The 14,146-nt window shown below is 60.6% G+C and carries 12 protein-coding genes; 10 read left to right on the top strand and 2 right to left on the bottom strand.

All coding sequences use genetic code 11. The annotated features are described in order from the left end of the window. Positions 1-96: 96 nt before the first annotated feature. Positions 97-834 (bottom strand): uroporphyrinogen-III C-methyltransferase, encoded by a 738-nt coding sequence (gene cobA / locus QP971_RS09805; protein WP_284811601.1) that lies wholly within the window; start codon positions 832-834, stop codon positions 97-99. Positions 835-875: 41 nt separating this feature from the next. On the opposite strand from cobA, the gene QP971_RS09800 reads away from it, so the two are divergent. Further along, complete coding sequence (locus QP971_RS09800) at positions 876-1,898, top strand: exopolyphosphatase (RefSeq protein WP_284811599.1); 1,023 nt, start codon at positions 876-878, stop codon at positions 1,896-1,898. Positions 1,899-1,904: 6 nt separating this feature from the next. Next, positions 1,905-3,134, top strand: coding sequence for a mannose-6-phosphate isomerase, class I (gene manA, locus QP971_RS09795; RefSeq protein WP_284811597.1), 1,230 nt, complete (start codon positions 1,905-1,907; stop codon positions 3,132-3,134). A 242-nt stretch (positions 3,135-3,376) separates the two neighbouring features. Here the strand turns inward: manA and QP971_RS09790 are convergent, their stop codons facing one another. After that, on the bottom strand, positions 3,377-4,165 hold the full coding sequence (locus QP971_RS09790) for a hypothetical protein (protein WP_284792193.1): 789 nt from the start codon (positions 4,163-4,165) through the stop codon (positions 3,377-3,379). A 247-nt stretch (positions 4,166-4,412) separates the two neighbouring features. Between QP971_RS09790 and QP971_RS09785 the strand changes: the two genes are divergently transcribed. From QP971_RS09785 to secA, 8 genes are all read left to right on the top strand, one after another. Continuing rightward, positions 4,413-4,766, top strand: a complete 354-nt coding sequence (locus tag QP971_RS09785; protein ID WP_179387511.1) for a DUF4259 domain-containing protein — start codon at positions 4,413-4,415, stop codon at positions 4,764-4,766. Between the two features lie 81 nt (positions 4,767-4,847). After that, on the top strand, positions 4,848-5,462 hold the full coding sequence (locus QP971_RS09780) for a dTMP kinase (protein ID WP_198492663.1): 615 nt from the start codon (positions 4,848-4,850) through the stop codon (positions 5,460-5,462). 3 nt (positions 5,463-5,465) lie between these two features. Further along, positions 5,466-6,158 carry an MtrAB system response regulator MtrA gene (gene mtrA / locus QP971_RS09775; RefSeq protein WP_005322406.1) on the top strand — a complete coding sequence of 231 codons (693 nt, stop codon included), beginning with the start codon at positions 5,466-5,468 and terminating at the stop codon, positions 6,156-6,158. 68 nt (positions 6,159-6,226) lie between these two features. Further along, complete coding sequence (gene mtrB / locus QP971_RS09770) at positions 6,227-8,017, top strand: MtrAB system histidine kinase MtrB (RefSeq protein WP_080970446.1); 1,791 nt, start codon at positions 6,227-6,229, stop codon at positions 8,015-8,017. Positions 8,018-8,019: 2 nt separating this feature from the next. After that, positions 8,020-9,753, top strand: coding sequence for an MtrAB system accessory lipoprotein LpqB (gene lpqB / locus QP971_RS09765; protein WP_284788641.1), 1,734 nt, complete (start codon positions 8,020-8,022; stop codon positions 9,751-9,753). A gap of 36 nt (positions 9,754-9,789) precedes the next feature. Further along, positions 9,790-10,416: a ComF family protein gene (locus QP971_RS09760; protein WP_284788643.1), complete on the top strand. Its 627-nt coding sequence runs from the start codon at positions 9,790-9,792 to the stop codon at positions 10,414-10,416. 145 nt (positions 10,417-10,561) lie between these two features. After that, the gene (hpf, locus tag QP971_RS09755; protein WP_049378762.1) at positions 10,562-11,206 is read left to right on the top strand and encodes a ribosome hibernation-promoting factor, HPF/YfiA family; all 645 of its coding nucleotides are present in this window, start codon (positions 10,562-10,564) and stop codon (positions 11,204-11,206) included. A gap of 224 nt (positions 11,207-11,430) precedes the next feature. Then, a complete protein-coding gene (secA, locus tag QP971_RS09750) occupies positions 11,431-14,016 on the top strand; it encodes a preprotein translocase subunit SecA (protein WP_284811594.1) in 2,586 nt (861 codons plus the stop codon). Positions 14,017-14,146 lie beyond the last annotated feature (130 nt).

The raw sequence follows: 14,146 nt of genomic DNA, 5'->3' as shown, positions 1-14,146 counted from the left end.
CATTGGCCACAATAAAGGTCGAATGGTGGCCCCGCCGAGGGAGAACGCGGCCAAAAGTTGGCTTGCGGGCGCTGAAAACCCGCTTCCTACTGGCCGCTAGAGCCCGGCCACCTCGCCGATGACGTAGACCGCCGGCGCGGAGATCTCGTGCTCGGCCATCGTTTGCGCCAGAGTGCCCAAGGTGCAACGGTAGGCGCGCTCGGTAGAAAGCGTGCCTTCTTGGATGACGGCGCAGGGAGTAGAGGGGGAGAGGGAGGCGTCGATTAGCGCACTGGCAATCGCCGGGGCATTTTTCACACCCATGATGACCGCGAGCGTGGCGCCAGAGCGGGCGAGCGCTGCCCAGTCCACCAAGGACTTCTCATGGCCGGGCGGCAGGTGGCCGGATACCACCGTGAATCCGTGGACGATGCCGCGCTGAGTTACCGGGATGCCCACGGCCGCGGGAACGGAAATGGCGGAGGTCACGCCCGGAATGACCGTGGCGGGAATAGACGCTTCCGCCAGCGCTTGCACTTCTTCAAAACCGCGCCCAAAGACGAAGGGATCGCCCCCCTTAAGGCGGGCCACCTTGCGGCCGGCACGGGCGTGCTCGATAAGCAGCTCGTTGATCTTTTCCTGCGAGATTGACTTCTTATAGGGGAGCTTGGAGACGTCGATAAGCTCTTTGGAAGAAATATCACACAGCTTATTGAGCTGCGCCGTAGGTCCCAGGTGATCGGCAAGAATAACCTCTGCTTCCTGTAGGGCGCGCATGCCGCGCACGGTAATGAGGTCCCACGCGCCGGGGCCGCCGCCAATCAGGGTAACGGGATGGATCTGTGCGGAAGTCATAGGACTTCATCTTAGTGGGCGCCCGACTATGCTTGGGCCACATGGATACCGGTAATTATGATGCCGAAACCGTGCGCTTTTTTGATGTGGCGCACGAAGGCGCCCAAATCCGCCTTGTGGCCGGAGAAGTGGAGCGCTGGGGCGAGGCGCTCAGTGGTCTCAATCCCCGCTCGCTGGTCATTATCCCCACCGATGCGATTGCCCGCCAAGCCGCCCACCTAGGCGTCGGCCTAGCCGAGCCACTGCGGATCCCGATTGTGGTGACCGAATCGCTCCCGCGTTACGTGGGGGCGCTGGACGTGGTGGTGGTCGTCGGCGAGCCCGACGAGTGCGACTGGGCGTCGCGTGCCCTCATTACTGCCAGCCAGCGCGGGGCCACCACCGTGCTCATCGGGCCGGCCAAGGGCCCACTGGTGGAGGACTGCCCAGAGGATACGCTCGTCGCCCCTTGCTTACCGACGGCCGAGGGTAGCTCGCCCGCGCGCAGCATTGCCGCCCTGCATGCGCTGTGCTGCCTGCTCTATCAGGGCCCGACCGCGGTGAAGGAGACCCTCGAGGACCTTGCAGCGGCCGTGGACCGCGAGCTTGCGCAGCTTTCTCCCGAGCGCGATGCCACCACCAATCCGGGCCGCCAATTGCGCGAGTTTATTGACGGCGCCCGCATCATCCATTCCTGTGTGCTCGATCCGTACTCTTATTCTGAGCGTCGCGAGCACGTGCAGCTCGATGCCCTCGTGGCCCGCATGGCCGCGACCATCTGGGCCGTACACGGCCTGCCGAGTGCTTATGTGGACCCAGCCGAATTGCGCCGGGCGCTCGACCGGGATTCTGATAGTTCCCCGACCAATGATCTCTTTTATGACCCCTTCATTGATGGCGATGGTGCCGAGGGTGCTTTGGTACCCTTGAAGGTGGTTTTCTGGGGGCAGGAAGAGGCGAACCTGCCCAACTCGCTTGCAGTGCGCAGCATCGACCCGGAGCCGGGCCTGGGGCACCTTGCCCGCTCACTGCAGCTTATTACGCGGAGTTTTGCCGCGACCGCCTACGAGATTTCTAAAGGATAGAAACACATGCAGCTGTTGCACAGCGCTACCCGCAACTATTCCTGGGGCTCGCGTACCCTTATCCCGCACCTGCAGGGCCAGCCCGATGCCGATAAGCCCGTCGCAGAGCTGTGGTTCGGCGCCCACCCCGGCGACCCTTCCACGGTGGATGGCAGACTGCTCAATGAGGTCATTGCAGAGGATCCGGCAGGGCAGCTAGGCAGCCGCGTATCTGCCGAGTACGGCGAGCGCTTGCCCTTCCTGCTCAAGGTGCTTGCGGCCGAGGAGCCGCTGTCCTTGCAGGCCCACCCGTCAAAGGCGCAGGCGGAAGAGGGCTTTGCCCGCGAAAACGCCGCCGGCATCGAGCTCACCGCGTCCAATCGCAATTACAAGGACGATAATCACAAGCCCGAGCTTATCGTCGCGCTCACGGATTTCTATGCCATGGCCGGCTTTCGCCCACTGGCGCGCACCCGCGAGCTTTTTGCCGCCCTTGAGTGCCCTGAGCTGGACCACTACGTTGCCATGCTTGACGACGACCCCTCGGCAACCACCGAGTCCGCCAACCTGCGCGTCCTTTTCACCACGTGGATTACCATTCCCTCTGCCAAGCGCAAGGAGCTCATTTCCGCCATTGTTACCGCCGGCGAGCGCCTGATAGCTGCGGACCCGGCCGATTGGAAGTCCCGCGTTATGTCCACGGTGCTGGATCTCAACCAGCGCTACCCAGGCGATATCGGTGTGCTGGGCGCATTGCTGCTCAACCACATCGAGCTCTCACCCGGCGAGGCCGTCTACCTAGATGCCGGTCAGCTTCACGCCTATGTCTCTGGCCTCGGCGTGGAGATCATGGCGAACTCCGATAACGTGTTGCGCGGTGGCCTGACGCCTAAGTTCGTGGACGTTCCAGAGCTGGTCAAGGTCTTGACTTACACCGCTGCCGATGAGCCGCGAGTGCAACAACAAGATAAGTCCGCCCAAGACAATGTCCACGATGCCGCCGCATGGTCGTACCCGGTACCCATCGAGGAATTCCTGCTGGACCGCGTGGAGCTCACCGGTTCGTCTTCTGTGGATCTTGATTACGACAGCCCGACCATCGCCCTGTGTACCGCAGGTTCCGTAACCTTTACCGATGCTGCGGGCAAGACCCTCACCGTGACCCCAGGCCAGGCCGTCTGGCTGCCAGCCGCCGAGGCCCTCGTTACCGCTACTGCGAAATCCGACGCCGCGGACCTCTTCGTCGCCCGCGCCTAGTCCGCGTTTAGCTCACACAAGCACGCTTCGCCACCCTCCTTCGGTTTCAGGCGAGGCGTGCTTTCCAGTCTTCATTACGGCCGCGTTGCGGTCTGCTCCGCCCAATTCCTGGCGCACATTGTTGCTGCGTCGCAACTACCGCATTCCTGTGCATGCAAAACAAGCACGTTTCCCCGCTTTCTACCTTCAGAATCGAGGAAACGTGCTTGTTTTGTTGGCCTAAGCCGAGAGCAGACTCCAAATTAGCGCGAAGGTGCCGCTTCGCTCGGAGCCTGCTGGGCCGTGGCCGGTGCCTGCTTAGTCCGCGCCAAGTCGGTAGGCTCCTGGTTCTGATCGGCGGAAGGTCGCTCTGCAGCGGCATGGCCGGTGAGCTTTTCTTCCTCTGCCTTTTCGACTGCGTGTTGCTCCGTGCCGGCTGGTTCTTGGACTGAGGCGTCGGAATCCTTGCCCGAGTTATCTTGCACGGCAGGCGCCTCAGGTGAGGGCTGCGGAGTGGACGGACCAGTGGTGGCCGGTGGGGTGGTGCCGCCCTGGTTGTTCTGCGGGGCGCCCGTAGACTGCGAGCCGTTCTGGTTGCTCGGGTAATCGGGTGTCAGACGCTGATTGCCCTGGCCGGTACCTTGACCACCTTGGGTGGTGTTATTGCCTTGCGGGGAGGTGCCCTGCGGGGAGATATTCTCCGGGCGGTATACCTTGGTGGGCTGGGGTGCTGCTTGTGGGCGCACTACCGCATTAGGGGCGAGAAACGGATCTTTGTTGTGCGGCTGCTGGTGCTTGGAATCGCCAGACGAGGTAGCAGATGTCGTGGTGCGTGAGGAGTGCTTGTTCGAAGACGGATGGTGCGTGGAAGAAGCGGTGGTCTCCTCGGCTGCGGTGTGGGTCGGGGAGGCGGAGGTGGTCGCGGACTGATCCGCGGCATTGGAATAGTTGGCGCTCGGCGAGCTCATGCGCCAGACGGCGACTCCGACGACGGCCGCGGCGATCAGTCCGGCCACAATGAACACGTAGACGCGGCGCGAATCTGGCTTCATCGTGGCTGTCCTTTCTATGAGGCGGGACGTTTCAGCCCAAGGGGGAGGGCGATACAGCGCTCCAGTAACAAGTTGGTAACGAGACTATCATGTTTGCGAAACATTGCGACGGCGTCGCAATTCTGTGATAGGTAAACAAAAAGGCAGTTCGCGGGCGTAGAAGGTCATGCAAACCTTTTCATCGTCTGCTTTCTTTCGCCAAGAAAGCGTGTATAAATGGCGCTGAAAGCACCGAAGGAGTCAAAAAGTGAGTACTTGGGACGAAAATATTTTCAGCACGGACCTCAACGTCGATTTCTTGGACGAGATGGCAAACCTCGATGAAGAAGGGGTAATTCGCGCCGTCGAGGATGCCTGCGAGGTCGCACACAGCAAGCCAAAACTCAGCGAAGAAGAGGAACAGAATGCTCAAGCGGCGGCCACCATTGCTGCCATTTGGGCTGGTGCGCCCTTTAGCGCGGGCGAAGTTGTCGAAGACTACCCCTATATTAGGGAACTGGTGGGCTCTGGCAGCGAGACCTTGACGGAAAATGCCCTCGAGGTGCTCGAAAATGTTGAGGAAGAATATGACCTCGAGCCTTTCATTGAGGCCCTGTCCTAAGCCGAACCTGCTGCCCGCGGCAGCGGTCGCGAGACAGCGACCCCGCGGAGGAAATAACAGAAGGGAAGATAGCCCACACCTATGCTGATCAGCATTGAAGGAATCGACGGTGCCGGTAAAAATACGTTGGTCTCCGCACTCAAGGAGTCGTTGGACCGGCCCGTAGAGGTTATTGCCTTTCCGCGCTATGCAGATTCGATTCACGCGCAGCTAGCGCAGAAGGCACTCTATGGAAAGATGGGCGACCTCACGGATTCGGCTTATGCCATGGCGACGCTATTCGCGTTGGATCGCTATGGCGTTAAGGACCAGCTGCAGCGCGCCAAGGAATCTGACACTGTGGTGCTCCTAGATCGTTACGTGGCCTCCAATGCGGCGTATTCGGCGGCGCGGCTCGAAGACGATGCGGTGATGGAGTGGGTGCACGATCTGGAATTTGGCACCCTCAGCCTGCCGCAGGCGGACCTGCAGGTGTATTTGGATACGGCGGTAGAGGTGGCGTCGGAAAGAGCGCAGGCACGAGCCCAAGCGGACGCCAGCCGAGAACGCGACCGCTACGAACGCGATGGCGGGTTGCAAGAACGCACCGCCGCGGCCTACCGGCGCCTAGCGGATGCCGGCTGGGGTGGACGCTGGATCGCTACCGCCGATGCGGATACTATTATTTCAGCGATAAAAGACCTTGTAGGAGAATAAAACGTGGCGCCCAAGATTTTGGTTGTCGATGACGATCCGGCTATCTCAGAGATGCTGACCATAGTGCTCGAGTCCGAGGGGCTCAAGCCCATTCCGGTCATGGACGGCAATGACGCCGTGCCTGCCTTTGAGCAGCACGAGCCGGACCTCATCCTGTTGGACCTCATGCTTCCGGGCATGAACGGCGTAGATATTTGCCGTGCCATCCGCCGTGAATCCTCCGTGCCCATCGTTATGCTGACCGCCAAGACCGATACGGTTGATGTGGTACTCGGCCTTGAATCCGGCGCGGATGATTACATCACCAAGCCATTCAAGCCCAAGGAACTCATCGCCCGCATCCGTGCGCGCCTGCGTCGCACCGATTCTGCGGAATCTGAAATCCTGGAGGTTGCGGACCTTGTCATTGATGTGCCGGAACATACCGTTCGCCGCACCGATGGCACCGAGCTGAACCTGACCCCGCTGGAGTTTGACCTGCTGCTGGAGATGGCGCGCCGCCCCGGCCAGGTACACACGCGTGAATCGCTGTTGGAATCCGTGTGGGGCTATCGCAATGCTTCTGATACCCGCTTGGTAAACGTGCACGTCCAGCGCCTGCGTGCCAAGATCGAGCACGATCCGGAAGACCCGCAGATTGTGCTAACCGTGCGCGGTGTGGGGTATAAGACCGGCAAGGCCGGCGCCGGGGAGTAAGGATCATCGGCATCATTGAGCGTCTAAGGCGTATTCGAGACGCCTTCATTACAACGTGGCGCACCTCTTTGCAGGCGCGCGTCATTGGCATGATCTTGGTCGCCTCCTCGGTGGTCATGATCATCTTGGCCTACGCGTTGGTGTCCGTGCTTACCCAACGCCTGGTCAGCCAGAAAGAAGACGTGGCCCAACAGGAGCTGGAGCGCGCCCGCACGGCCGTGGAACAGCAGATCGATGCCACCAGTTCTGCTAACTCCGTCCAGGTACGTATTAACTCCGCGCGTGCTGCGTTGGGCCAGCTTTCTGCCCAACAGGGCGACGCCCAAGCGGTCTATGAACCAGTCATCGTGGTGGAAAACCAGGATGGCTCTGTTACCACTTCGCCCGAGGATTTCCCGGTGCCGGATCAGTTGCGGGAGATGGTGGATCAAGGCCAGATTGCGCAGCAGTATTTCCCGGCGCCGCGCGAAAATGGTGATTACTACAACGCCTTGCTGGTAGGCACGCCTACCGATACCGATATTCCCCATACGCAGGTCTACCTGGCGTTGTCCATGGAATCGGAAGAATCCACCATGGCGTTGATGCGCGGTCTGCTTTCGGCGGCCGGTGTGGTCGTCGTGGTGCTGCTGGTGGGCATTGCCTGGCTAGCTACCCAGCAGGTAATTACGCCAATTCGCTCGGCCTCGCGCATTGCGCAGCGCTTGGCGGCGGGTCATTTGAAGGAGCGCATGGCCGTCGATAGCGATGATGAGATGGGTCGCTTGGCCGCGTCCTTCAATAACATGGCCGATAAGCTTTCCTCCCAAATTGCACAGCTGGAGGAGTACGGCGATTTGCAGCGGCAGTTTACTTCTGACGTCTCCCATGAGCTGCGCACCCCATTGACCACCGTGCGCATGGCCGCGGACATGATTGAGGCGGAGAGCGATAGCCTGCCGTACGGCGCCCAGCGCGCTTCCCGCTTGATGTCGAGCGAACTCGACCGCTTCGAGGAATTGCTCGCGGACTTGCTGGAGATTTCTCGCCACGATGCTGGTGTGGCGGATTTGTCTACGGCAGCCATTGATCTGCGCTCGTGTGTGGAGGCGGCCTACGGGCAGGTGGAGCATTTGGCCCGCGAGCTCGACGTGGAGGTCCAGCTCAACCTGCCGGAGGAGCGCATCGGAGTCGAGGCCGATTCCCGCCGCCTTGAGCGCATCTTGCGCAACCTACTGGCCAATGCCATTGACCACTCGGAGGGCAATCCAGTGGCGGTAGACGTCGCAGCCACGGACACTGCGGTGGGCGTTACCGTTACGGACCATGGCGTGGGCTTAAAACCTGGCCAGGAAGAGCTGGTATTCAACCGCTTCTGGCGTGCGGATTCTTCCCGCAAACGCCATTCTGGCGGCACCGGTTTGGGCTTGGCTATCGCCCGCGAGGATGCCGTCCTGCACGGCGGCACGCTGGATGCCACCGGCTACGAGGGATTTGGTTCTCGCTTCCGCCTCATTATTCCACGCACCCCGAATACCGAGGTGGGCGAGGCTCCCATCGCTGTGGAGATTCCCGGCGCACCCGTCACCAGCACTGCGGATGGTAGTGAGCTGGCAGAATCACGACCAGAACCCGATGCTGCAGCTGCAGAAGCACCGGGCCCTGGCGCCGCCGAGCCGGATGGCGGGCCCGCCTCTGCAACGCCGGCCATTTCATCCGGCATGAGCTCACCGCACGTCGAGAAGAGTGACAGGGACACCGATGGTGAGGTAGAAGGCGATGGCATCCTCTGGCCTTCGGAACGTGAGCTTAACCGCGGCGCGGCCGCCCCGGACAGGCGCGCCTATAAGGCCCCGGACTTTGAGGGCAGGAGGAAATAAGCGTGTTGAGAGCGAAGTATCGCAAGACCGCAGTTGTCGGCACCGCAGCGGCCGTGCTTTTTGTCAGCGGTTGTTCCACCCTGCCGAATAACACTGGCCCGCAAGTAGTCGGTACCTACCAGCAGCAACCGGAAGGCCCGGAAGAAGTCATTGCACCGCAACCCGGCGATGACCCGGACTTGACGTTGCGCGATTTCTACCAGGCTTCCGCCGTGCCGGGAAACGATCATGAGGTCGCGCGCGGCTTTCTGACCGATAACGCCCGCGAAGCCTGGGACGCCAGCGGCGATGTGATGGTAGTCGATAGCTTGGACATCGTTACCGCGCCCGCTAGTAAGCAAAGCTCGAGGGATAATGAGCGTGCCTTCACGGTGCGCGGCACCATCATCGGCCGCCTTAAATCCGGCGGTGCGTACGTGCCGGAAAATGAGGGCTACGAGGCCGTCATCTACATGAAGATGCAAGACGATAGATGGCGCGTCGATGGCTTGCCGGCCGGAGTAGTAATGGAGCGCAATGAAATGCGCAATCACTACACCCCGCAATCGCTGTACTTCTTTAAGCAGAACAACGATGTGCTGGTTCCAGACCGCCGCTGGCTGTATAAGGGTGGCGAACAATCGGAGTCGACGCTCCTTACGCTGTTGATGGAGGGACCTTCAGCTAGCATCGCGCCCGCTACCCGCCGGGCAGCGGGGGAGAAGGTCACCTTCGCCGGCTATGACCGCGAACAGGGCTACCAATTCGAGGGTCTTGCTGACCTAGACTCCCATGATCGCACGCTCTTTGCGGCCCAGTTGGTGTGGACGCTTACGGAAGCAGGCCATACCGGCCCCTTCAAGGTCAAGGCCGATGGCGGTGACTTGGTGGAAGGCATGGATAGCCTGAGCGTGGATGACTTCGCGGACTATAACCCGGAGGAAAGCAGCACCTCTTTGTCTAAGCTCTACGCCCTCAATGAGGGCAACCTGCTCGAGGTAGACGATGGTGTGGCCGAGCACGTGAAATCCACGCTGGGCAGCAGCGGTGACGTGCAATCTGTGGATGTTGCCGATAGCGGCCTCGTTGCGGCCGTGCGCCGCAAGTCTAATAATGACTTTTCGCTGCAGATAGGCGAGCTTGACGGCCAGCTGCAGGATTCGGTGGACGGACCCACACTGGCACGACCGACCTTCGAGTACAACGGGCAAGCCGCGTGGACCGTGGTCGATGGCGATCGCATCGTGCGCGTGGTGCGCTCCAAGACTACAGGCCGCATCTCCGAATCCGAAGTGGATGCCCGCAGCATCGACGATATTGAGGGCGAAATCTCCGTTATCCGCTTGTCCCATAGCGGTGCGCGCGTGGCCATGATAATTGATGGACACGTGTATATCGCGGCCGTTGCTCAATCCAGCAGCGGTGATAAGCACATCGTCAACGCCCGCGAGGTAGGCCCCGAAGTATCCGGCTCGGCACTTTCGCTGGACTGGAATGCGGATGGCTCGCTCATCGTTGGCACTTCCTCAAGTCAGTCGCCCGTATGGCGCATCGAGCAGGATGGTTCCTCGGCTTCGACCATGCCTACCGGCAATATCACCGCCCCTGTGGTGGCCGTGGCAACCTCGCCTACCAAGCTCTTTATTACTGATTCGCACGCCATGCTTGAGCTTCCTTCCACCGTCATGGACGAAACCAACTGGCGCGAGGTCTCCGGCCTGCAGGGCCGGCGTTCTTCCCCTATCGTTTCTAATTAGCCGCCAGAGGGCCTGCGCGGCTGGGGGGAGGCGAGTATGAGCTTGGGGGAGCTTATTTTTCCGCGTGCCTGCGCTGGCTGCGGCGCGCCGGGCGAGGTTTTGTGCCCACAGTGCCGCGATCACTTGCGGCAGCCGCCCTACATGGTGGCACGACCCCGGCTACTGGGCGCGCCTGTCTATGCTCTCGGCCCTTATTCCGATATTCGTCGCCGCATCATTATTGGCATGAAGGAACGAGGCAATCAGCCGGTTCGCGAGTACGTGGGCGCCGTCTTCGCGGCTGGGCTCGCTCATTTGAGAGCCCGCGGCGATATCCCGCGCGAGTTCACCCTCATTCCCGCGCCGACTCGGCCGCGTTCGGCGCGGGCACGTGGGGGCGATCCGGTGTCCGCTGTGTGTCATGCCGCGGCGCAGCACCAGCGCGTGGGCGTGTGCGCGGCGCTTACTATGGGCCAGTCCACCGCGGACCAGTCCGAGCTCAATGCCCAGGATAGGTGGGCAAACCTGCAGGGCCGAGTTCGCGTGCGCACCCCAATTGCGCAGGTCCCTGCATTGCTTGCCGACGACGTCATTACCACCGGTGCCACCCTCGCCGCGAGCATCGCCGCCCTGCAGGCCGCGGGTGTAGAAGTCTGCGGGGCATTGGTCTTTGCGGATGCCTAGATAGGGCCGGTACCTACCCTCGAGGTGGGGGAGCGGATTGAAAATCCACCCTCTCAGGTCATAACCAGTGCTATCATGAGGAGTGTCACAGAGAGATAGTTACTGTGATTGATTCTAGTCCCCACTACTCAAGGGAGGCATCTCAATGTCCCAGCCAAACAAAGCTCAGGTAACGATTACGGGCCGCAACGTCGAGGTTCCCGAACACTTCCAAGAGCGAGTTAATGACAAGCTGGCCAAGATTGAACGCCTTGACCCCACCCTGACCTTCTTCCATGTGGAGCTACAGCACGAACCAAACCCGCGCCGTGACTCCGAGGCGGAGCGCATTCAGATTACCGCTACCGGCAAGGGGCACATTGCCCGCGCCGAAGCCAAGGAAGATTCCTTCTACGCAGCGCTCGAAACCGCCTTGGGCAAGATGGAGCGCTCCCTGCGCAAGGTGAAGGTGCGCCGTGAAAACGTCAAGAGTGGTCACCGGGCGCAAAAGGGCACCGGTGAGATTGCCGCTGAGATGGTGGCCCAAGCCGAGGCTGAGCGCGCCAAGGAAGAGCGCTACGTTGACCCTTATGCTGAGACAGTGGAGGACGTTCGACCAGGCCAGATTGTGCGTACCAAGGAGCACCCGGCTACCCCGATGAGCGTGGATGATGCCTTGAGCGAGATGGAGCTGGTGGGCCACGACTTCTTCCTCTTTATTAATGAGGAGAACAATAAGCCGTCCGTGGTCTATCGCCGCCACGCCTACGACTACGGCATTATCTCCCTATCGGAAGACGCTGAAGCTTAAAGAAGCTTCTACTTCTCTTAGTTAATGACCCTGCTGCGTGTATGCAGCAGGGTCGAATTTGTGGTTAGGGGAGGGGGTGCCGGCAAGCAGATTCCGGGGGTATACAGGCTGAACGGAGGCTGTGCGCTTGCCCTAGGTGCTAGGCGGGAGATGCTTTGTGAAAGCGAGTGAGTACAATAGCGACGAGTTAACTTTATTGTCGCGACTAGAAGGACTAACTAACCGTGTTTGGACTTTCCAAGCTGCTGCGCGCGGGCGAGGGCCGTACGGTCAAGCGCCTGGGCAAAATGGCAGACGATGTAATTGCCCTTGAGGATAAGTACGCGGAGCTTTCGGACGACGAGCTTAAGGCAAAGACCGACGAGTTTAAGACTCGCCTGCGAGACGGCGAGGAGATGAACGACATCTTGCTCGAGGCTTTTGCCACCGTCCGTGAGGCTGCTTGGCGCGTCCTCGATCAGAAGCACTACCGCGTGCAGATCATGGGCGGTGCGGCCCTGCACTTCGGCAACGTCGCCGAGATGCGCACCGGTGAGGGCAAGACCCTGACCTCGCTGCTGCCGGCCTACCTCAACGCCCTTGATGGCAAGGGCGTCCACATCGTGACCGTTAACGATTACTTGGCAAAGCGCGACGCCGAGATGATGGGCCGTGTCCACCGCTGGCTTGGTCTTTCCGTGGGCGTCATCCTGTCTGAGATGCGCCCGCCAGAGCGCAAGGCTGCCTACGATTGCGACATTACCTACGGCACCAATAATGAGCTGGGCTTTGACTACCTGCGCGATAACATGGTCCGCTCCCTTAATGATGTGGTCCAGCGCGGCCACAACTTCTGCATCGTGGACGAGGTTGACTCGATCCTTATCGATGAAGCCCGTACCCCACTCATCATCTCCGGCCCGGTTGACGGTTCCTCTCAGTTCTACAGCGTCTTTGCCCAGCTAGCACCGCGCATGCGCGAAGGCATCCACTACGAGGTGGACCACAAGAAGCGCACCATCGGTGTCCTGGAAGAGGGCGTGGAATACGTCGAGGATCAGCTCGGCATCGATAACCTCTACGCCCCCGAGCACTCCCAGCTGGTGTCCTACCTGAACAACGCCCTGAAGGCCAAGGAGCTTTTCACCCGCGACAAGGACTACATCGTTCGCAATGGCGAAGTCATGATCGTGGACGGCTTCACCGGCCGCGTGCTGGCCGGACGCCGCTACAACGAGGGCATGCACCAGGCCATTGAGGCCAAGGAGCAGGTGGAGATCAAAAACGAGAACCAGACCCTGGCTACCGTTACCCTGCAGAACTACTTCCGCCTGTACGAGAAGATCTCCGGCATGACCGGTACGGCAGAAACCGAGGCTGCCGAGCTGCACTCTATCTATGGCCTGGATGTGGTGCCGATTCCTACCAATAAGCCGAATCAGCGTGCCGATCACTCCGACCGCATCTACAAGACGCAGGAAGCTAAGTTCGCCGCTGTAGTGGACGATGTTGCCGAGCACGTCGAGTCCGGCCAGCCGGTTCTGGTCGGTACCACCTCCGTGGAGCGCTCCGAGTACCTGTCCCAGCTGCTGTCTAAGCGCGGCATCAAGCACAACGTGCTTAACGCTAAGCACCACGAGGAAGAGGGGCAGATCATCGCCCGTGCGGGCCGCCCCGGCACCGTCACCGTGGCTACCAATATGGCCGGCCGTGGTACCGATATCGTGCTTGGTGGTAACCCCGAGGTCATCCTCGATGAGAAGCTGCGCGAGCGCGGCCTCGATCCATTCGAGGATGAAGAGAAGTACCAGGAGGCCTGGGAAGCAGAAATCGATTCCGAGAGGGAGCGCTCCAAGAAGCTGGGTGACCAGGTGCGCGAGGCCGGTGGCCTCTACGTGCTGGGTACCGAGCGTCACGAGTCCCGCCGCATTGATAACCAGCTGCGTGGTCGTACCGGCCGCCAGGGTGACCCGGGTGAGACCCGCTTCTACCTGTCCATGCGCGATGAATTGATGGTGCGCTTCGTGGGCCAGTCCATGGAGAACATGATGAACCGCCTCAATGTGCCGGACGATGTCCCAATCGAAGCCAAGATGGTCTCGAACTCCATTAAGGGCGCCCAGGCGCAGGTGGAGAACCAGAACTTTGAGATGCGTAAAAACGTTCTTAAGTACGACGAGGTGCTCAACGAGCAGCGCAAGGTGGTCTACGCTACCCGTCACGACATCCTCGATGCCGGCGATATTCAAGACAATATCCGCGGCATGATTGATGACACCGTGTCCGCTTATGTCGCCGGCGCTACCTCCACCGGCTACGTGGAGGACTGGGATTTGGACGCGCTGTGGAATGCGTTGGATTCCCTCTACGGCCCCACCATTTCACATGAGGAGCTGGTGGAAGGCTCCGAGTATGGTTCCCCGGGTGAGCTTTCTGCTGAGCAGCTTCGCGACGCCTTGGTACAGGACGCCAATAATGAGTACGACAAGCTCGAAGAGTCTGTGACCGCCATTGGCGGTGAGCAGCAGATGCGCAATACCGAACGCATGGTCATCCTGCCGATCATTGACCAGAAGTGGCGCGAGCACCTCTATGAGATGGACTACCTCAAGGAGGGCATCGGCCTGCGCGCGATGGCGCAGCGCGACCCGCTGGTGGAGTACCAGAAGGAGGGCGGTGAGATGTTCAACGCCATGAACGATGGCGTGAAGGAAGAGACCGTCCGCCAGCTGTTTATGCTGCGCAAGCAGTTCAAGCAGCAGGAAGAGGAGCAGGCCGGCGAATCCGCTGCTACCGCTTCCGGCAACGGTGAGGGCACCGTAGAGGCATAGGCCTCGGCGTCTTTCCTCCAACCACGCCCAACCCCGCCCCGCCCCGCTTGTGATGAACTGGCCCCCGAAAGTTGGACTGGTTTAATTCTAGGCGGTTAGGGCTTCAAGGGTCTGATTTCGATATTGCATC

Source organism: Corynebacterium marquesiae (assembly GCF_030229635.1).
Taxonomy (GTDB): domain Bacteria; phylum Actinomycetota; class Actinomycetes; order Mycobacteriales; family Mycobacteriaceae; genus Corynebacterium; species Corynebacterium marquesiae.
Note: the sequence above shows the minus strand (reverse complement) of the source record. Positions and strands in the feature narration are given on the sequence as shown.